This is a genomic window from Herpetosiphon sp., from assembly GCF_003512625.1.
Taxonomy (GTDB): Bacteria; Chloroflexota; Chloroflexia; order Chloroflexales; family Herpetosiphonaceae; genus Herpetosiphon; species Herpetosiphon aurantiacus.
Window position 1 is genome coordinate 1 of sequence record NZ_DOPT01000035.1, and the last position, 22,059, is coordinate 22,059.

The window sequence follows — 22,059 nt, forward strand, 5'->3', positions numbered from 1 at the left end:
GTGTTGGTCGGCGTGTTGGTCGGCGTGTTGGTCGGCGTGTTGGTTGGTGTATTGGTTGGCGTGTTGGTTGGTGTATTGGTTGGTGTGTTGGTTGGTGTGTTGGTTGGTGTGTTGGTCGGCGTTGGGGTTAATGTTGATACACCATACCAAAACCCGCCTTCGACGCTAAAATTGCCACCAGTATGGGCGACACTAGCATCGGCCTGACCAATCGAGCCATGCAGATCAAAATTGCCGCCAGTGCTATTGCCACCGCCGCTATCAATCGTTGACCAATCGAGGCTAAAAACCCCGCCAGTTTGAGCTTGGGCTAGCTGAACTGCTAGCATAAGCGCGATCAATGGGATCGCCCACCAGAGCAAACGACGTTTCATGCGCGTTGCCCCTTGCTGCGACGACCAAGCATCCACCCCAAGCCCAATCCAACTGCGGCAATCGCGATCAACCACAACCATGGGAGACTGGTTTGAGGATTTTGGCTATGTTCCAAGGCTGCGAGTCGTGCATCAAGTGCCGCCATGTGCTCGGCTTGTTGATCGAGTAATTGAGCTTGTTCGGTGGCTAAATTGTATAAACCTTGGACTCCAGCGAGGGCCACGCCATCAGCATCGACCGTGGCAATGTGGCGATCATCAGTGCCTAAACCAAAGGCGGCATAAAAATCTTGGGCGGTTGGGCCAATATGGCGAACTGCTGCACCTTCGCTGTTGTAGCTCCAAGCTTGTACGGGAATACTGGCAAGCTGATCGAGCACAGCTTGGGGATCGATCGTGGCGAAATTTGATTTGAGATTTTTATCTGATGAATTGGCCCATGTACCGCCTTTGCTCAGGAAAGCGCCACTTTCAGTTGCCAAAATCGCGCCATCAGGCATATCGACCTTGGTGCTGCTGCCAAACCACGCCCCACCTGGAGCACGCACGATAAACTGACCTGGCCCAGTCGTCGAAATACTATCATCTTTGTTGGCTTGTTGACCAGCCCAAACAAAACTCCCAGCGTGAGCAGCGACGGCATTTTCGCCAGCGGCAACGGTATAATCGGCCAAGGTTGTATTGCCGCTACCACCCAGAATTGCCGATAAGGTGCTGTTGGCATTATTGTTTTGCCCACCGCCGACAAATGTACCCGCACCTGCCGCTTGATTGTTGATACCACCAACTACGGAAGCGTAGGTATTAGTGGCATCATTATTGACACCACCAGCCACGACCGAATATTGGCCAGTCGCTGTATTGGTCTGGCCGCCCCCGACATATGCGCCAGTGTTGGTCGCTTGATTCGATTGGCCACCACCAACTCCGGCGATATTGGAAGAAGCAGTATTGCCGCGTCCACCAGCAACTACTGAATAGCCACCGCTGGCTGCATTCAGTTGGCCACCACCGATGCTGCTGGTATCGCCACTGGCAGCATTAGTAGTGCCACCAGCAACTGTGGTGTAGTTGGCGCTAGCGCTATTGCCACTGCCGCCAGCAACCGTCGCACCATCTTCGCTGGCGGTATTGCCATTGCCACCACCAACCGTGGCATATTGCTGACCAGTTGTATCGCCAGTTACGCCCGCTACGTTATTTGTACCACCGCCGATTGTGCCATAATCGTCGTAAACACGATTGGCTTGGGCACTGTTGGAATTGCCACCGCCGCTGATTGTGGCATATTGAGCAGCAGCACTGTTGTTGTAGCCACCAGCAACTGTTGAGTAATCATCGCTGGCAGTGTTGCTGCGGCCACCACTGACGATCGCATAGTTATCGCTGGCAACATTGGCCCGACCACCGCCAACAGTGGCATACATTTGGCTGACGGCCTCGCCAGTTAAACCTGCGATATTTTCGCTACCCCCAGCAATTGTGCCATAATCATCGTAAATTGTGTTGCCAGTTGTGCCACCACCACCAGCAATTACACTATAGCGACTATTATTAATCACATTGTTGATGCCACCACCGATCGTTGACCAAGCGCCGCTGACGTTGTTGGTTTGACCACCGCCAATCACAATGTATTCTTGGCTGGCGGTATTGTTGATGCCCCCACCGATGGTTGAATAGACATCGTTGCTTGGGCTACCATCGTTGCTGCCGACGCTATTGCCAGCCCCACCACCAATTGAACTATAGTTATCGTAGGCGCTATTCAGGCCACCTGAGTTGCCACCACCATTAATTGTGATCCCAATCGCCAACGATGAGGCAGTATTGCCTTCGTAGCCGCCAATTAAGTTGGGGCTAAAGCTGTTTTGGCGTGTCCAGAAGCCTGGCAAGGCTAAAGCCAAGGGCGCGGCTGTCACTTGTTGGCGGGGCGTGAGCGTGGTATAGCTGCCGCTAGCATCGGCCTTAACTGCTAGCTCGATCCAGCGACTTTCACCATTGAACAAGCCTTCGCTAAAGGTGAGTTCGCTAGTAAATAAACCATTGCTCACAGTCACATCATTGCGGGTGACTACGCCTAAAGCTGTGCCACCGACTGCGTCAACGTACAAACCAAATTGAAAATCGAACACACCATTTGCCAAGCTGCCACTTTCGCGTAACATGCCTTGGTAGGTAATTGTTTCGCCTGAAGGTGCTAAAACTGCCGATGGTTGCTGCTTGGTTTGATCTTGGGCAGCAACCGGTAGCAGCCATGTGCTGGCTAAAACGAGGGCGATTAGCATAAGATAGCGTTTACGAATCATGATTGTGGCTCCTTTGAATAAAATGCTGCCATGGTTCTGCACTCTTATCCCTCGTTCACGACGACGCGAGGCTTGAGACCCGAACTATCTAGATGGTGCGGCCTAGGGAATGAGTTTATTTATAGCACCATTAGCGGCTGAGATCTAGCTGCAAAGAGCCTGAGCCTAAAAAGAAATGACAGATAGATCCAAGATCCATCTGTCATTTGAGTTAAATGAGGTTTAATTATTTAATTGCGATTGGCAGCTAGATTGAGCTAAATCAGACATTTGGGCCTCTAGGATAGGAACTTTGGTCCTGATTGCAAGATTTAGGAGTTAGTTCTTTTGGGCTATTTTTTGATTCTTGAACTTCTTAACATTTATTTAAACTTTTTATTAATACGTGTACTTGACAAATGAACAGGCGATGCTTTATACATTCACTAAAATAAGTTAATAATCTTAACCTATTGTTAGGAGTCGTTATGCAACGTTTTTTTTCATTGATGTTGGTATTTAGTTTATTTGCGAGTCTCTTATTCAACCAAGCTACTCACGCCGCACCAAACCCATGGGCAGCCAATACGGCCTATGCGGTTGGCAGCCAAGTTAGTTACAATGGCACGATCTATGAGTGTTTACAAGCCCACACGGCCTTAGTTGGTTGGGAGCCAGCCACCACACCCGCGCTCTGGAAGCAGGTTAGTACTGCTCCAAGCGCTACGACAATTCCCGCAACAAGCATTCCGCCAACCGCTCCCCCTGCCACAAATATTCCGCCAACTGCAACCGCAACGCCGACGGCTGGCTGTTTAAATCCAGCGGCGGGCGTTGGTTGGCAAAGCCGCAGTTTAAGCAACCAAACTGGGAATTTTAGTTTGAGCTTTGAGGCAACGCTGAGCGCTAGCCCCACCAATGCTGTGATTGGCTTGGCCAATGCTGTGCCAACCGATTACACTGGTTTAGCAATTGCTGTGCGCTTTAATCCAACTGGCTCAATCGATGCCCGCAACGGCGGAACTTATGCTGCTGCTACCAATGTGGCCTACAGTGCTAATACACGCTATCGTTTTCGGATTGTTATCAATCTTGTGGCTCATACCTACAGTGTTTATGTTACGCCGCAGACTACTAGCGAAGTTTTGATTGCCAGTAATTTTGCTTTTCGCAGCGAACAAGCCAATGTGAGCAATTTAAACACCTTGGCGACGGTGGTTGGTGGCACAGGAGCCGTTGGCTCACTCAATCTTTGCAATATCAGCCTGAATCTGCCTGCAACTCCAACGCCGCTGCCAACCGCAACGCCAACCCCACGACCAACCGCAACCCCAGTGCCAACCGCAACTCCAGCGCCAACCGGTTATACCCCAGCTTTTTGTGCCAACTATCCACCAGCAATCGTCGCAGGCAGTTGGCAATCATCGGTGGTCAGCTATCACAATGGGCGTTTGCAATATACCAACGATAGTGCCCAAAACCGAATTCCTGATTTTAGCTATGCTGGCTATTATTCAGGCCAACGGCCACTGCCAAATCTGGCGGTTGTCCAAACACTCAGCCCAATCAGTGGCGATAATACCGCCCGCATTCAACAGGCACTCGATGCAATTGGCAATCGCACGCCCGATGCCAATGGTTTGCGTGGAGCATTATTGCTTGCACCTGGCCGCTACAACATCAACGGAACCTTACGCATCAACAAAAGTGGCGTGGTGCTGCGCGGCAGTGGCGATGGCAGCGATGCTAGCACTTCCACGATTTTGCTAGGAGTTGGCAACACGCCGCATCAACGCACATTAATTGTGGTGGGCAACGGCGATTCAACCCCGTGGACGGCTGGCTCCGCCACCAACGTGACCGACCAATTTGTACAAGTTGGCAGCAAAAGCTTGAATGTAGCCGATCCCAGTCGTTTTACGGTTGGCCAAGAAGTGATTGTGCGCCACCCATCATCACAAGCATGGATCAACGCGGTCAATGGTGGCGGGGTAGTCAATGACGCTTGGTGGGCGGTCGGTGCTTTAGATATGACTTGGACGCGCCGAGTAACTAAGATTGCTGGTACAACCCTGACGCTTGATGCTCCAATTTTCAATCATTTGGATCGGGCGTTGAGCCAAGCGACGGTTGCTCCGGTTGCCAGCCGCACTATCATCGCCAATGCTGGGGTAGAAAATCTGCGGGTTGATATTCAGACCGCTGGCGGCGAGGATGAGAACCACGTTTGGGATGCAATTGGGATTGTCGGGGCAGAAAATAGCTGGGTCAAAAATGCGACAGTCTTGCACTTTGGCCATGCTGGGGTGTTTACTCAAGGCGCAATTCGCATCACGGTTGAAGATGTGCAGGCACTTGATCCAGTTGGCATTCGGACTGGTGGCCGTTTTTACAACTTCGATGCCGAATCGAATAGCCAACTCGTGTTGTTTACGCGGGTTCATGCCACTGGCGGTCGCCACAACTTTATTTCCAATGGAACTCAAACCACCTCGGGGATTGTTTGGCATCGTTCGACTGAAGGCGGCGGCTCGGATAGCGAAGGCCATCGTCAATGGAGCCAAGGTCTATTGTTCGACACCATTAATGCTAGTGCCGCCAGCAATATCAAGCTGATCAACCGTGGCGATTATGGCACATCGCATGGCTGGGGCAATGTGCATTCAGTCATCTGGAACTACAATCGCACGATGATGGTGCAAAAGCCGCCAACTGGCCAAAACTATGTCATCTCACAGGCTGGCACGCGTAGCACCTCGTATCCCTTCCCGGGCGCTGGTGGTTTTGCCGATATTCGCAGCGGCAGTTTAGTACCCAATTCGCTCTACGAAGCTCAACTTTGTGATCGGCTAGAACAGTGAAGTTACCTCACTACCTCACCCGATCCTTACAAGGGTAGGTTTTAAGATCCCTCACCCCCTCTCCCACTACCATGAGCGAGGGGAGTTCCATTGTTCATGCTGGGGTGATTCCCCCTCGCCTCGCGGGCGGGCTAGGGGGTTAGGGGGTGAGGGTATGCACATCGCCCGCCCGTCCAACCAGCGGAGGTGAGGGAATGAACGTCGCCCTATGCTATAATTGTACAAGTGTGCGTGGTGAATAGGGAGTTGTTATGCCAACGATTGCCCCCAAGGTGCTGAACACCTACCGTGTTGAGCTAGCGAGGGTGATGAAAGTCGGCGGTCTCAATGAAGGTGCGATTCGTAATGCCTTTCAAAATTTGTTGAGCGAGGCTGGCCGCGCTTGGGGCATGACCCTCGTCGCCGAGCAAACACTCACGCTAGGTTCGCGCAAGGCGCTGCGCTTCGATGGCGAGTTGCGCGATAGCCTCAAATTGCGCCATGGAATTTGGGAAGCCAAAGATCCTGCCGATGATTTGGAACGCGAAATTAGCAATAAGCTCCGCGCAGGCTACCCCACCAAAAATACGCTGTTTGAAAATAGCCGCCAAGCAGTGTTATACCAACATAATCAGCGGGTGTTGAGCATCGATATGCACGATGATCACCAGTTGGTACGCTTGCTTGAAACATTTTTTAGCTATGCCGAGCCACAGGTCGATGATTTTCACTTAGCTGTCGCTCGCTTTCGTCGCGAAATTCCCGATTTGGCCACCAGCGTCGCTGAAATTATTGCCAATGAGTTAAAACATAGCCGCGATTTTAAATTGGCCTTCGATAGTTTTGTGGCGTTATGCCGCAGTTCGCTCAACCCCCAAACCAGCGAGCAGCAAGTCGAGGAGATGTTGATTCAGCATTTGTTGACTGAACGAATTTTTCGCTCGGTCTTCGATAACCCCGATTTTGTGCGTCGTAATGCAATTGCTGCCGAATTGGAAAAAGTGATTGCGGCGTTGCCCAAACGGGCATTTAGCCGCGATAAGTTCTTGGCCAGCCTCGATTATTTTTATAAAGCGATAGAGAATTCGGCGCGGACGATCAGCGATTACAGCGAGAAATCAACCTTTTTAAATACGGTCTATGAGCAGTTTTTTCAGGGCTATTCAACCGATATCGCCGATACGCACGGAATTGTTTATACGCCTGCGCCAATTGTGCGTTGGATGGTCACGTCGGTTGAGCAACTATTGCGTGATCAATTCGACTCTAGTTTGAGCGATAAAGGTGTGCATGTGCTCGATCCCTGTGTCGGCACGGGCACGTTTATGCTCGAAATTTTGAATCAATTACAAAATAGTACACTTGAGCATAAATATCGCCATGAGTTGCATTGTAATGAGTTGTTGTTGTTGCCCTATTACATCGCAGCCCAAAATATCGAACATGAATTTTATGATCGCACCCAGAATTATGCGCCATTTGAGGGCCTTTGTTTTGCCGACAATTTAGAGATGGAAGCCAATAAGCGCCAAGCTTCGATGTTTGTGCCGGAAAATGCGCAACGGGTGCAGCAACAGCAAGATGCACCAATTTTTGTGATTATTGGCAATCCACCCTATAACGTCGGACAGCAAAATGAAAATGATAATAATAAAAATCGTAAATATCCGCATATCGATGCGCGGATTCGTCAAACCTATGCGAAATCGTCGAAAGCATCGTTGCAAACCAAACTTTACGATATGTATTCGCGCTTTTTTCGCTGGGCCACCGACCGCCTCGGCGATAACGATGGGGTGATTGCCTATGTTAGTAATGGCTCGTTTGTTGAGCAAATTGCCTTCGATGGCATGCGCAAGGAGTTGCTGAAGGATTTTACCAGCATCTATGTGCTTGATTTGGGCGGCAATGTGCGCAAAAATCCTAAGCTTTCGGGCACAACCCACAATGTGTTTGGCATTCAGGTAAGTGTGGCGATTACCTTGTTGATTCGTAATCGTGCCCAATATCCCCAGCGCCAGCAGGCCGAGCTACACTACGCCCGCTTGGATGAATGGTGGTGGCGTGGCGAGAAATATAGTTATCTCAACCAGCACGCCGATTATCGGGCGATTGCGTGGCAACAGTTGCAGCCCACCAGCAACGGCACATGGATCACCGAGGGCATAAGCGACGATTTCGCCACCTTTGTACCAATTGGCAGCAAAGAGTCGCGTTCGGGCAGTGCTGGCGCAGAACCAACGATTTTCAATACCTATAGTTTGGGCGTTTCAACCAATCGGGATACTTGGGTGTATGATTTCAACCGCGAAGCGCTGGCCAAACGCATGCAAACCTTCATCACTACCTACAATACCGAGGTTGATCGTTGGCACAATCGCCAAACTGAGGTAGCACTCGATGATTTTGTGTTGCAAGATGACACGAAAATTAAGTGGAGCCGAAATATTAAACGTGATTTGAAGCGTTCAAAAAAAGTTTCATTTTACGAAAATAATGTATTATTATCATTGTATAGACCATTTACTCATCGATATATTTATTTTAGCGATGTAATAATTGATGAAATGAGCAAGATGGGTCTATTCTTCAAAGGAGCAAACACATCGATATGTGTTACTGGTGTTGGTTCAGAAAAACCATTTTCATTTTTCATAAGTAATTATATATCTGATCTTAATTTTTATGGTGGAGGTTCTGCCACACAATGGTTTCCATTCTACATTTACGATGAGGATGGCAGCAACCGGCGTGAGAATATCAGCGATTGGGCTTTGCAGCATGTTCAAGCGCATACTGGCAACAATAATTTCGATAAATGGGATATTTTCTACTACATCTATGGTTTATTGCATGTGCCAAGCTATCGTGAACGCTACGCCGCCAACCTCAAACTTGAGCTACCGCGCATCCCCTTACTCGCGCCGAGCGTGATCGAACAATTGAGTGCGGCAGGTCGCCAATTGGCCGAATTGCACCTGAACTACGAGCAACAGCGCGAATATAAGCTCAAGCATAACGAGAATTGCAATGTCCCATGGACGTGGCGGGTCGAGAAAATGCGATTAAGCCGCGACAAAAGTGCGATCATCTACAACCAAGCCTTGACGCTTGAAGGCATCCCAGTCGAGGTCTACGAGTATCGGTTGGGCAACCGCTCGGCGCTCGAATGGGTGATTGATCAATATCAGGTCAGCACCGACAGGCGCAGCGGCATCACCAGCGATCCCAACGACCTTGATGATCGCGAGGCGATTGTGCGCTTGCTCAAACAAGTGATCACGGTCAGTCTCAAAACCATAGCGATCATCCAGCAACTGCGGGCAATTAGCCTCTAGCCGAGTTCCCTCACTCCAACCCCTCGCCCGTTACAGCGGGTGAGGGGCTTTTCGTTTCGTGGTTCCCCCTCGCCTCGCGTGCGGGAGCGGGGGTCAGGGGTACGGGATGTTTAGGGTGTCCACACCAAATATAACGGGGTCGTGCTATACACGAGGCCAGAAATATCGGTAAAATCGACGGTAATTGTTTGGCCTGCCCATGGCAACAGATCACCGACCGGGACTACCACCAAGGCGGCTTGAAGTTCGCCCGTCATCCCATAGTGATGACGCAGGATTTCAGTTGACCCCACTCGCAGAATCACCGCATCATCAACCAAACCTGGCACTAGTGCCGTCGGGCTTGCGGATAGCCAATAGTGACCACTACTTGATAATGGGGTTGGCAACGTGATTGTTTTGGTTAAGAAAATCATGCCAGGCGTACCAACTGGAGTTGTTGGCACGGCGACAGGAGTGAGTGGCGCAATCACCAATGGCTGACTGGTTGTGACGAAAGGCAGATACAAGGTTGGCAGATTGGTAAACCCATAGACCGCTCCGGCATCGCTTGCTAACTCATCAACCGTGGGCAGCGTGCTATGATCAACACCCGCCGTACTGCTATCCTCGTAGGGTACACCAACAACGAGCGTATCTGCTGCCACCGCCACACTAAAGCCAAAGATGTCGGACACTGAAGTTTGGGCAGCCTTGAGGTAGGTTTGTTGAACCCAAGTTGTGCCATTGCGCACGACGACATACGCGGCCCCTGCATCACTCATGGCTTCATCGACCGTTGGTGTCGCGCTGCTGGAAACACCTGACGTACTACTATCTTCATGGGGCGCACCGACTACGATAGTATCGCCCGCCACCGCCACACTAAAGCCAAAGATATCGCCTGCCGAAACTTGCGACGCTTTCAGATAGGCTTGCTGAACCCAACTTGTGCCATCGCGCACGAACACATACACTGCTCCAGCGTTGGTCATATCTTCATCGACCGTTGGTGTGGCACTGTTGGAAACACCCGCCGTACTACTATCTTCATAGGGCGCACCGACGACCAGCGTCTCCCCTGCCACCGCCACACTAAAGCCAAAGATATCGCCTGCCGACACCTGCGACGCTTTCAGATAGGCCTGCTGACTCCAACTTGTGCCATCGCGCACGAACACATACACTGCTCCCGCATCACTCGCCGCCTCATCGACCGTTGGCGCGGCGCTATGGAAAACCCCGGCGGTGCTACTATCCTCTTGGTGTGCCCCAACAACAACTGTTGTATCTGCCACCGCCACGCTGGCACCAAAAATATCGCCTGCCGAAACCTGCGAAGCTTTCAGGTAGGCCTGCTGGCTCCAGCTTCTCCCATCACGCACGAACACATACGCTGCTCCGGCATCACTCGTTGCCTCATCAACCGTCGGTGTGGCCCCGTTCTGTACACCCGTCGTACTACCATCCTCTTGGTGTGCCCCAACGACAACTGTTGTATCTGCCACCGCCACGCTGGCACCAAAATCATCGCCTGCCGATACCTGCGACGCTTTCAGGTAGGCCTGCTGACTCCAGCTCGTGCCAGTCCGCACAAACACATAGGCGGCTCCCGCATCACTCGCCGCCTCATCGATTGTCGGTGTCGCCCCATTCTGCACGCCCACCGTACCGCTATCCTCGTGAGGCGCACCAACCACAATGATATCGCCGGACACCGCCACACTGGTGCCAAAGCCATCGCCTGCCGCTACCTGCGACGCTTTCAGGTAGGCCTGCTGACTCCAGCTCGTGCCAGTCCGCACAAACACATAGGCGGCTCCCGCATCACTCGCCACCTCATCGACCGTCGGTGTCGTCCCATTCTGAACTCCTGCCGTGCTACTGTCCTCGTGAGGCGCACCGACCACAATTGTATCGCCGGACACCGCAATACTCCAACCCATTGCATCGTCCGCAGAGACCTGCGAAGGCTTGAAATAGGCTTGTTGCCGCAATGGCAATAGGGCGCGGATAGCCCGCCAGTCAGTAGCAGTAAACAAGGCAGCAGCCGTTGATGGAGCAGGCTTGCTTCCAAAACCAACGCCCATCGACAACAAGCCAAACAGTAAAATCCAAATGCTGCGCCGCGACCAATGCATTAACCACGATGATGAAAGCATACAACCTCCACGTACACATAAAAACGATCACTTCTAGTCTGCTGACCCAAATGGCAGAGAGGATGCAGGATGGCACAAGTGAGAGAGCGACCATATGCAATGCAACTATGTTCCAGCTTTAATCCTACTGTGGAGAGCATAGCGTGGCGGCGTAAACATACCGTAGTCATGAAGCATCATCATCAATAACATAGCTGCATACGATGATGAAGAAAGCTAATTATGCTAAGAACGTTGCTCACAAATTCTTAGCATTCAGGCAATGCGTGAGAATCTGCTAGCAGGAAATACAGAATGTTGCTCAAACATGCCCAAAGCAGGCGAAATCATGTCATTTCAAGGGATTAACAAGCATAATATTGCCCGAATGGCACGATGTTTTTTGATGGATATGGGCCGATATACGCGCTATGCTGTTGCCTAGGAAGTAGCGAGTAGTTTGTTATCGTAGTCACTATGTTCACATTTGTGCTGACAAATAAACCCAATTTCCAAATTACCGCTCGTTTTGCTGATAGAAAAGGATTTAAAGAGCATGGATGTACTCTATCAATCACTAACTCCCGTGATCTGGGATATTCCCCTGAGCCTTGATCTGCTCTTGTTGGTTGAAGCTCCCAAGCCTATGACAACGCCTATCACCTGCTGGTGGGTTGCCAATCAGTTACTAGCGCTCTCGGCAAACATCGTGTGGGAGGTAGCCGATTTTAGTTGGTTTTTTGCGCTTACCGATATTCTTGTTGATAGTCACATGTTGTCCCAAGCAGAAACCATGACCCAAGATTCGCGAATCGCGATCTATCTCGACCCCGGATTGCGCACAATCACCCTCGTCTCACCACCAGACTATCATCCTGAGAGAACGACGATTGATCGGGCAGCTGTGATAACCCTAGGAACAATGCTTACAACAACCGACCTTGATCAGACAATCCAAGGCCTTAAGCATGCCATCGAAACTCCCGATTGTGCTATAACCAACGATTTCATAGCCCAAGAAGCGGATAATCCACCGGTGGCTGATGGATTGCTTGAGTGGTGTCAGGCGTGGTTTCAAGCGCAATCGCAAACCAACTAAAATGATCACTTGCCCTTCTATTCGCGCAAGCAAACCCTACATCGTCCAAGCGTAGGGTTTGAGCTTTGAACTAATAATTGTAAAAACCTACAAAGTACCCCTCGCCTGCTCGGCAGGCGAGGGGTACTTTCAAGAGATGGCTGAATGATATTTGGAAAGATGCGTGGCCTAAGGCACCACCTTAGAAACTATGATTCCAAATCGGCCAAGTTTGGGTTGGAGCACTCCAATTCCAAAGCGTCCACTCGTTACGTGGTTTCCAGCTTCCATTCAATTTGCGCAATTGATACCACAAAAAGATGCGAACGGCCATCGGCTGAAGTGAGACATTCAGATTAATACTACCGTGAAAACCATTGATAATATGATAGGATGCACTGGCCTTCGCTTCGATGCCGGTCTTCAAGAAATCAGCGGTAATTCCAACCCCACCACGAGCGACAAAGATCGTAACGGCAGCCGTTGCGCTGGCTGAAGCCCAGACCGTTGGCGTAATCGAGATATTGGCATTGGCCGAAATCGGCACATCACAGGCACTTGCCACGATTTTCCAAGGAATTGAGATCGTTCCACTGGCGGTCAAGCCAAGTTGAACAGGCACTGGCCCGACCATAAAGGTTTTCGTAAGCGAGAAGAAATTGATCGTCGTTTGATATAAGTTGCCTGTGCGCTCAACCCCACATTGCAGGCGTTCTTTGATTGGGGTAAAGACATTGTTACCCAAGACCTTGACATACGCTTCAAAGTAGCGATATTTAATTGAATGCTCGGTCTGAACATAGGTTGAGGCTTGGGCTTCGGCCAGTGTATAGCTCCACGACCAAGCATGAGCTTTCGCTTCGCCTCGGGCCAAGGCTGTAATATCGGGGCCATCGCTCACATATACTCGTGATTTCAATTCGCCCTTGAGATCACCGCCGCCAATAAATTGTTGCCAATTCCAATCGAAAGCATTCAAACTTGGGCTATCACCGTTGGCATACAGCAATTCACGCGCCGTATGACGGACAATCTCGCTTGTATCGCTACGATACGCGGTGTTGAGAAGCGCGTTGGTATCGGCTGCTGGAAATTTGCGCAGGGCATCAATTGCAGAGGTACGAACAATCTGGTTGGCATCCGCCAGGTATGGACGAATAACTGCAAGATCAGTCGCGGTTCCGGCATTGCCCAAAGCGCGTAAGGCCAAATCACGCTCAGTATCGCTCTTGGCATGGGTCAATGTTGCTTCAATGATCGTCGCTAGATCGCGAGCTTGGGCTGGCTGTTCGTGTTGAATCGTACCTGCTATAGCACCAAGCACCAGCAATGCTTGCATTCCCTCAGGAGTATTTTGATCAGCCAAGGTTGTAACAAAGCGAATCGTTTCTAGGCTAGGCTTTTTGAAGATCGTCAAGGCAGTCAAGGCTTGGGTACGAATTGACGCTGCAACGCTAGGCGATTGAATAAAGTGTTTAATCACCAACGCTTGGGCTTGGGGATCAATCACTCCAGTCAGAGCGCCAATTAAAGGTTCATAGAGGTTGGTGGCGATTGTCCCTTTGCTCAAGCGTTGATCAAGCTGCTGCATACTTCGATCAAGCGTATTAAGCGTCGCCCGCAGCACGATCACATTGTTAGGATCGTGAGGATTTTGGGCTACAAGAGCCAAAGCACTGGTTAAGTCATTCGCCGCCAAACCGCGATCAGCAACAGCAGCCTGCTCAACAATGGTCGCTACTAATGGTGTAGCAACATAATCGCGCCCCTCGGTGCGCCGCATGAGGGCAGCCAATTCACTGGTCTGTTCATCGCCCGATAAACTGATTACCGAATCCAATGCGCCTGTGGTAACACCATCAAGGCTTATGCTCTCATTGGCATTAATTCCCGATTCGATGCCATAGCCAGAGCCAGCATACTGAGCTTGCTCGGCACTCCCCAAGCGATTGCGAATGGTTTGTTGATTGCTATTGCGCACCAATACGCCGGCCCGTAGATCATACATCGCCGTATGTTTACTGGAGAGCAGGGTATCACGAGCATCAACAATCGTGCGATCAGCAAAGGCCGTATATGAATCTTGATCTCGCGTTTTCGTAATTTCCACATACTGGCTATCTACAATCCGCGCAGCATAGGCGGCTGTGTAGGTTCCCGTTACATCAGTTTCTAGCCGTTTGTAAGGCTGAGCACACGTAATCGTGCGATCATCACAGCTTGGTGTGGGGCTGTATTCAAGCTGCATCGCCAACTGCGACACCGCCGCCCGTTTCATATTTCGTACTTCTTCGCTATCTGTCCGATCAAAATACATGCCGACAACTTCACCAGTCGTATGTTGTTGAAAATAGAAAGGAACTTCAACTTGTTTGTCGAAGTCTGGGCCAACTACCTCACGATCAGTAACCAACTGCCAGCCTGTTTCGGTGATGGTATACATCTTAGGATTAACCAGTTTAGCTCGCAACAGATTGGTGCTGCGGCCACTGGCGTAGCGCTCAATTTCGACAACCCCAGTCATACCCAAGCGATTGACATCTTGGCGTGGTCGAGTAGCCGCCGTTTGAGTCGTTGATTGCGTATCCACCGTTGATGACCAGGCATAGCGATAGATGCCCATATCTGGATAGCGATAGTAGCCTTTACTCTCAGTTGCAACCACCACGGGTTCGCGTCCAGACGAGCGGGTTTGAGCCGTAGCATGGTGCGGAATTAGCACCAATTGAGCGAGCAAGACCGTCCCGATTAACATCGATAACCAGCGTTTCACACGTGGGTAGATCATTACTAGATTCCTCCAGACCAATTAAGCACGACACACTGCACGAAGCCGAATCTTGGATGCGCTCATCCATAAACCATACAACCATCCTCAAGCTACACCGAGCAATCACACAACCTTACTCGGTGGAATCAAGCGCACATCTATGCACTACAATAGCTAGTATTACCGAAGCAAACATCGATGACCATCAAAAAAGCTCGTGGAATTTGCGCCATTTTTGCCCCCCAAATAGCCCATCATGACTCGATTCAAGCCGTGCGCTTTGACCATGGTGAATTGGATAATACTGATAATTGGTAGGTGGGAAAGAGGAAGAACAACAACCATATCTATTGACTAAATCCCATGAGGATCAGCGACTATACCACCGAGGGTCGTTGTTTAAATTCAATTCCTACAAGAACCTCAATTCATGAACGCCAAATCTCCAGCGTTAATTAGCTAGAAGCAGCTGCAACCGACAAATCAAGGATCGCATCAATTGAATAAGCCTCAATGCTAAATACATCAACCTTATTTAGCGCAAATGAGGCAGAACGTTATTAGTCGATCACGTGAGTGAATCGATGCAAATTCTTATAGCCATTTTTACGAGGAGTGTGTGATGAAAAATACTGATGTTTTCAATAGTTTCGATTTAATTGTACCGATCACCCAGAAAACAATTAACGATCAGCTTACTCATTTAGTTCGTCTAGGTGTCATTAATCCCGAACTAATTATCACTCAAGTGTGGGATGATCCAAACAAGCAAGATGTTTATACAATTTTAAAATCATCAGCAGATTTACCTAAAAATTCTGATGGTAGTATTGATTCAAGTAAGCTCGATGGCTACCTTGATGGAATACTCTTACCACAAATCTCAATCCATGAAAGTGGTACAGTTGTTTTATTATTGCTCAATTTTCTCTCTGGTACATTTGGTTATTGGGGTGGTTCGCCGCATAATCCAACCTGGATGACCGTTGATATGAGCAATTGGAAATTTGGCATTAGTGTCAATATGGATCTTGCGACCCTCGCCAAAAATGACCTTGATCAAAAGATCAAAGTTCCCGATAATGTCCAGCAGCAACTCAGTGGATTTATTGATAATATGTTTACGGTAAACCACCTCTTTATGGATTTCGAGTCAACCGATTTAATTAATTTCGACCCAACCGTAACCAGTGTTGGCAATGCAGGTGATGATGTTAAAAAGCAATTTGTGTTTTTTATGCAAGAATATCTTAAATCCCAAAAAGATGCTGGAAACCCGTATGTACTTGGCTATACAATGAGTGCCACCGACCAATCGAATTATGCTAGCTACGGTGATGTGCCCGACTCATTACGTCCAGTTGGCACAACCTACAATTTCTATAATGATCCAACAAATCCTGATATTAGCACCTTGAACTTTGCCCTTGTAACCAAAGGTGGCCATCAATCAATCTCAACCACGCCAGGCAATTTCGATAGCAACTGGATCAGCCCAAATGAACAATGTGATGCAAAAATGATTTATTCGCATCAAGTATTGCTCGAAGAATATTTCCTAAAACCAATTTTTCAGCAGCTCCACGATGGTATTTATGCACAAATCAAAGATCATCTTTCGGTCGATAGCGGTGCCAATTATGATCAAGCGAAGTCTGCCACCGCCAATGGCTTTAGCTACTCGATTATTAACGATAAAGATGGCGACGATCAATATGTCAATAATTATTCAGTGCAAATTGTGAATCAAGCCCAAAGTGCTCAAGTTGATCTTAATTTTTCAGGCCATCTCTATTTTTATAAAGAACAAAGCAAAGATATGTTTTTCTGCACTGCTAAAGGTTGGGCCTGGACAGGCCTCGATTGGAGTGGCACGGTTTCATTAATTACCACAAAAGATACTAATGGCAGACCAAATTTATCGATTACAAAACAATTTAGCATCAGTAATGTTGATAAAGGCCAAGATAAAAATAGCTGTGCTGAGGCTTGGACAATCATTGGTGATATTTTGGGATCAATCCTTGATGCATTTTCATTTGGTTTAGATGGAAATTTCTTTGCCAATCTCTTTGCTAATGCCTTTGGTATTCATATCGATAGCATTGGTAATATTGGGGTTGTGCTTGGCGATATCGGCACAACCATCAATACCGCGCTCATCCTACCTGCTGGAAATGTATTTTTTATCAGCAATCCAACTGCCGATCCATTAGCAAATTTTTATCTCGAATTACATTATAAGTCAGAACACTAAACTAAAATCAATCAATTTAAAATAAAGGAGTTAGTTTTATGTCAAATTCACCTGTTGATTTAATAACCTTGCCAACGACCAATTTCTCAACTGATCAAATATCGTTTCAAGTTTCAGCTGAACTAATGCAAAATAGTCAACAATCATCGCCAATTTCGCCAACCAGTAATTTGGCTGTGGTGCAAGATAGTGCTGGCAAGCCAATGCTCTTTTCAATTGGCACGGATCAAATACTTCATTTGATTAAATACGATGAAGCAACACCGAATGGCTGGCAAGTGATTGATCTGAGCACCCAATGGAGCAAATACAGTCATGCTGTTGCTTTTGATCTTAGCCAAGATGTTAATGGGTTAATTTCGATTACGCTGGCCTTAGCAACAGCAGATCAAACAAAAACTGCGGTATTTACTGCAAGTATGCTTTCTAACGATTACACAAAAACTGATTGGACGAAATTAAGCCAACAATCCAAGGAAATTGCTGGGCTTGATCCAACACTTCAAGCCGAATCAATTCGGCTGGGCACATCAGATGATGGTCATTCACCAATCATTATCATTGTTGGTTCAATTAATAATGCAAAATTCTACTATCAGGTGATTGATGGTCAAACATCACAAACGCTCCAATTCCCAGAAAATGTGCTTAGTAATCCTGGTAGTTTATTAGAAGTAACTGCTGGACATGCGATTGGCCAACGAGCTTTTTTCTTTTTGTATCAAATTGGTGCAACCCAAACCTTAGAAGCAACAACCTTAGCAGATCAATTTCAGGGTTCGCTCCAGTATGATTTCAGCCCAGGTAATGCAGGGATTCCGGCTGAATATGCTCATTTGACCTATACCTGTATGACAACCGCCTTAGGTACACAAACCAGTCCACTCAATATTTCTTCAGATGTTTATGTTGGAACAACCGATGGTGTGTATGTCTTTGCCAATTCGCGCTTGGATGGAATGCAAAAAATCACCGATGCAATTAAAGATGTGCATCAAATTATTGTAACAACTGCTGGCGACAACATTGGCCTATGGGTTATGGCCAGCCCAAGCAAGTTGTATTATATTGCAGGAAAACATGGCTCACCTTATACCTTTAATGAACCAATTTTATTTAGCGATACAGTTGTGCATATCGCCCCAACGCGCAGTCTATTGAGCAAAGCCAATGAATTATTTGTGGTTGATCAACAGCAGCAGGTTGTGCACTATTGGCAAGATCCAAATACAACGCTTTGGAGTCAACGAACTATAAGCATCGCTGATCAAAGCTATTTGCTCAATTTCAATTCTTATACCACGCATATCCAACTCCAAGATCAAAATGGCATGGCATTGGCAAATATTCCATTAGCAATTAATTGTTCGACTTGGAGTTATGCAACCATCAATGGTCGAATTTACAGCCTCGATCAAGATGTGTTGGCGCAAGTACCAACCGATGCCTTGGGAAATTTAACCATTATTCTCCCAGCCAGCGATTTGACTGCACCAATTATTCATGTTCAGGCAGATTTTATCGATCAAACCCTGAATATTTATCCGCATGGCAAAATTAGTAAAGGGTTTCAGACAATTAAATCGGGGGATGATTTAAAAAACGCCAAAACTGCTGATGGATCACCTGTTATCAGTGGTAATTTCGATAGCACAGCATTGAATAGTGTAGCCCAGAATATTGGTCAATTACATCAACTTAGCAGCCAAATTGTTGGGCCAATGGGCAATAATACCTACGTTGTACTCACCGCCAAGAATACCAAACAAACTGGAAAACTCAATTCTTCCCAACCTGTTGCCAAACAATTAACCATGCAGGTCAGTCGCAATCGTAGCGTGGCAACGCTAAGTTTAAATTCGGTTGACGATATTTTTGATGACATCGGCGATGCCTTTGGCGATGTCTGGCATGAAATTGAACATTTTTTCGTTGCAGGCATTGACAAAATCGAGCAAGGCATTACTTATCTAAGCAATGGAGTTTCGTTCCTGATTAAAGAGGCTGAGCAGGGTTTAAATTTTATTCTTAAGGTCGCTGATAAAGTCTATAACATCGTGCTTGATTCAATTGCCAGTATCTATAAAGTATTGAGCTGGATTTTCCAATTAATCAAAGTTGGCATCGAAACGCTGATTAAGTGGCTAGGATTTTTGTTTGGTTGGGATGATATTTGGCATACTCACAAAGTTTTGGCTCAAATTATCAGTCAAGGAGTTAATTATGGGGTCAATCGGCTTGAAAATGAGGTCAATGGTTGGGTTGAGAGCATCAATACAACCTTTGATCAACTCAATCAGCAAATTCATAATACATTGGTGCCAAGTTCATTGCAATCAACAACTCCACACGCAATAACCAATAATCAAGGCAGCGATCAACAACAGCAAGCATTTCAATCGCCAGGCTGCAATTGGTCGGCCTATCATCTCCAACATAGCGGCATGTTAAATGGATTAGGAGCGAATCTAGATCATAATCCATTTATCCAATTCTTAAATGATGTAGTAATCCCTACCAGTCAACAATTATATGCAGCGCTGGAGAACGATATTGATGATCTCAAACAGATTATTACTGGTGGCGTAACGATCAGCGCTACGCTTAAATTATTTGCTGATCTTGCCACAACCATCATCGAACCAATTAAAACGATGCTGATTGGCTTACTCAATTTTGTGGTCGATCTAGCCAAAGATATTCAACACGCCCTTGTTGATGATTTGGATATACCATTGCTGTCGGATCTGTATAAGTGGGTGACTGGACTATTTGGCGAGGGCGAAGATTTCAGCGTGGTCAACGGCGTTTGTTTGCTGCTGGCAATTCCGATAACGATTATTTATAAAGCGAGTGTAGGTTCGGCTCCCTTTACCGATCAATCACGGGTGCTTGATGATCCTAACTTGTTCACGACGATTATGGGTCAGCCCAAACAACAACTGATGCTGGACACAGCCAAAGCGCTTAATGATTCAACAATCAAATCGGTTGGCGTTGTCTATTCACAAGTTGGTGGCTTGTTGGCAGCAATCGTTGGACCAATGATCACAATCGCCAATGGATTTAAGCTTACTGCCACCGAGCAACAAGTTACGGTTAAATCCCGTGCGGCAAAGGTTAGTATTGTGTTGGCCGCAACGAAAGCCTTACTAACCTTCCCAGTCCGTAAAACAGGCCAATCGGCGGCTGGCTATGGGCTAAAAATAACCACATGGCTCTTAAGTATTCTCAATACTGTCCAAAATGCGATTATCCGCAACCTAAGCATTAGTGGTGGAATAATGGCTGGAATCGATCTCGTCATCATAATTATGGCACTAATCGCTGATGGGCTTGACCATGCTGATGGCTGGACATGGACAACTGATATTTTGTCGAATGTTAGTGGCATCGTAGCTGGGATTGGACAAATTGTGAAAGATAGCGAAGAAGGACTTACTATTGCGATTATTGGGTGGGGTGGTTCATTGTTCAGTAGCCTGATAGGGGGCTTGGCGGCGGTGGTAAAATTAAACGATGGCAGCGATAACGAAGCATTACAATTAATCAATCTCGGCGGATTATAGCTTAAGAGGCTGATAACGCAGATTCCCCTTGGCAGGCCTGCCAAGGGGTTTTCGTTTGGGCTAATTTCATGGTGTAACAAGTTTGTAACATAGCGATGTTAAGCTTAATCCATCAATTAGCTGTGAGATACGCCCGATGCAAACATTTTTTCAACAATTACGCCAGCCCAAACAAAGCTTGGCCCAACAGCTTGATCAACCATTCCAACAATGGCCTTATCGTGCATGGTTATTGCATAGCAGTTTAGCAGTTGGCGGTTCGTTGATCTTTGGCGGCTCGCTCAATCGAGCGCTCCCACGATGGTCGCAACGTGGCGCGGCTTGGTGGCTGACCTTATCGTCTGGTGCTGGTTGGCTCGTGCTTGGCCCAGCCTTATTGCTCGCTAGCCGAGGCAACATTAATAGCTGTATTCAGGCATGTTTGGTAAGCATGAGCTATGGCGAGACGATTTTGTTAATCGCGGCGCTGCTCAACTATGTGCTCAAAAGCCAAGCCTACGCCCAGCAACGCAATCTGTTATTGGTGTTGATTGCCAACTTGAGCATGGCCACAGCTCTCGCCGAACAACTCAGTATGATCAAGCTCGCCCGTTGGCAAACGTGGCTACTGTGGATGTTGCTGCTCAATGGCACAGGTGCAGTTTGTTTTTATCGCTTGCGCCATCTTTTAGCGAAATGAGGTTGCTCATGCCGATTTTACACAACCCAATCACCATGCAAGGCCAGATCGATCGCTGCTGGCTTTTGACCTACCGCATGCCGATTGATCAATTTCAAACGTTGCTGCCTGCCGAATTAACCGCCACCGAATATCAAGGATTCGGTTTTTGGAATATTGTGATATGCCATGTTTCGCATATGCGTCCGTGGTTTGCACCTCACTCCTTAGGGTTTAATTATTGGCATGTGGCCTATCGCATTTATGTCAATCTAAAAACTCCATATGGTATAGATCAAGGCTTGTATTTTGTGCGCAGCGATTGCGATCAGCCACTATTAGCATGGGCTGGTAATTTAGTAACTAACTTCAATTTTCATCATACACCAGTGATCGTTAAAAGCTCTGTTGAACAGACCAGTATTTCGATTAATAGTTCAGTAGCAGCCGCCAGTGTTCAGATCAACAATCAGCAACCAGCCCAACTCGCCAGCGATTCAATCTTTGATAACCTTGAACAAGCCGCCGCGTATCTCAAATATCCGCCGCGTGGGATCGCGCTTAGTAAACCAGGCGAAGCCAATATCGTGCGGATTGAGCGCGACGAAGCAGCTTGGCAACATCAACTCCGTCATGTCGAGCAGGCTGATGTTCAATGGCTCAAAACATATCCAGTGCAACCCGAAATTTGCTATGAAATTCAGCCAATTGCCTATCGCTGGTTACGCGGGTATCGACGCAAGGTCTTATTGAACCAGCACTGAGGT

At 47.8% G+C, this 22,059-nt stretch carries 11 protein-coding genes; 7 read left to right on the forward strand and 4 right to left on the reverse strand.

Translation table 11 applies throughout. The annotated features are described in order from the left end of the window. Positions 1-374, reverse strand: a 374-nt coding sequence (locus DEF47_RS25270; protein WP_287045077.1) for a hypothetical protein, incomplete at its 3' end; no start/stop codon positions are given. Then, positions 371-2,683 (reverse strand): DUF8740 domain-containing protein, encoded by a 2,313-nt coding sequence (locus DEF47_RS08405; RefSeq protein WP_012189735.1) that lies wholly within the window; start codon positions 2,681-2,683, stop codon positions 371-373. The genes DEF47_RS25270 and DEF47_RS08405, both read right to left, overlap by 4 nt. A 467-nt stretch (positions 2,684-3,150) precedes the next feature. On the opposite strand from DEF47_RS08405, the gene DEF47_RS08410 reads away from it, so the two are divergent. After that, positions 3,151-5,523 carry a carbohydrate-binding protein gene (locus DEF47_RS08410; RefSeq protein WP_012189736.1) on the forward strand — a complete coding sequence of 791 codons (2,373 nt, stop codon included), beginning with the start codon at positions 3,151-3,153 and terminating at the stop codon, positions 5,521-5,523. 251 nt (positions 5,524-5,774) lie between these two features. After that, a complete protein-coding gene (locus DEF47_RS08415; protein WP_012189737.1) occupies positions 5,775-8,840 on the forward strand; it encodes a type ISP restriction/modification enzyme in 3,066 nt (1,021 codons plus the stop codon). A 110-nt stretch (positions 8,841-8,950) separates the two neighbouring features. Here the strand turns inward: DEF47_RS08415 and DEF47_RS08420 are convergent, their stop codons facing one another. After that, entirely contained in the window at positions 8,951-10,981 is a 2,031-nt protein-coding gene (locus DEF47_RS08420) for an FG-GAP repeat protein (protein ID WP_012189738.1), read from the reverse strand. Between the two features lie 535 nt (positions 10,982-11,516). Here DEF47_RS08420 and DEF47_RS08425 point away from each other — a divergent pair. Further along, positions 11,517-12,059: a hypothetical protein gene (locus DEF47_RS08425; RefSeq protein ID WP_012189739.1), complete on the forward strand. Its 543-nt coding sequence runs from the start codon at positions 11,517-11,519 to the stop codon at positions 12,057-12,059. A gap of 181 nt (positions 12,060-12,240) precedes the next feature. Here DEF47_RS08425 and DEF47_RS08430 read toward each other — a convergent pair whose 3' ends face one another. Then, positions 12,241-14,826, reverse strand: a complete 2,586-nt coding sequence (locus tag DEF47_RS08430) for a HEAT repeat domain-containing protein (protein WP_012189740.1) — start codon at positions 14,824-14,826, stop codon at positions 12,241-12,243. Positions 14,827-15,430: 604 nt separating this feature from the next. Here DEF47_RS08430 and DEF47_RS08435 point away from each other — a divergent pair. The 4 genes from DEF47_RS08435 (at position 15,431) to DEF47_RS08450 (ending at position 22,056) form a co-directional block, all read left to right on the forward strand. Then, positions 15,431-17,065, forward strand: coding sequence for a hypothetical protein (locus tag DEF47_RS08435; protein ID WP_012189741.1), 1,635 nt, complete (start codon positions 15,431-15,433; stop codon positions 17,063-17,065). Positions 17,066-17,103: 38 nt separating this feature from the next. Continuing rightward, the gene (locus DEF47_RS08440) at positions 17,104-20,634 is read left to right on the forward strand and encodes a hypothetical protein (RefSeq protein WP_012189742.1); all 3,531 of its coding nucleotides are present in this window, start codon (positions 17,104-17,106) and stop codon (positions 20,632-20,634) included. Between the two features lie 136 nt (positions 20,635-20,770). Next, complete coding sequence (locus DEF47_RS08445; protein WP_012189743.1) at positions 20,771-21,313, forward strand: hypothetical protein; 543 nt, start codon at positions 20,771-20,773, stop codon at positions 21,311-21,313. Between the two features lie 8 nt (positions 21,314-21,321). Continuing rightward, complete coding sequence (locus DEF47_RS08450; RefSeq protein ID WP_012189744.1) at positions 21,322-22,056, forward strand: DUF2071 domain-containing protein; 735 nt, start codon at positions 21,322-21,324, stop codon at positions 22,054-22,056. The last annotated feature ends 3 nt before the right edge of the window (positions 22,057-22,059 follow it).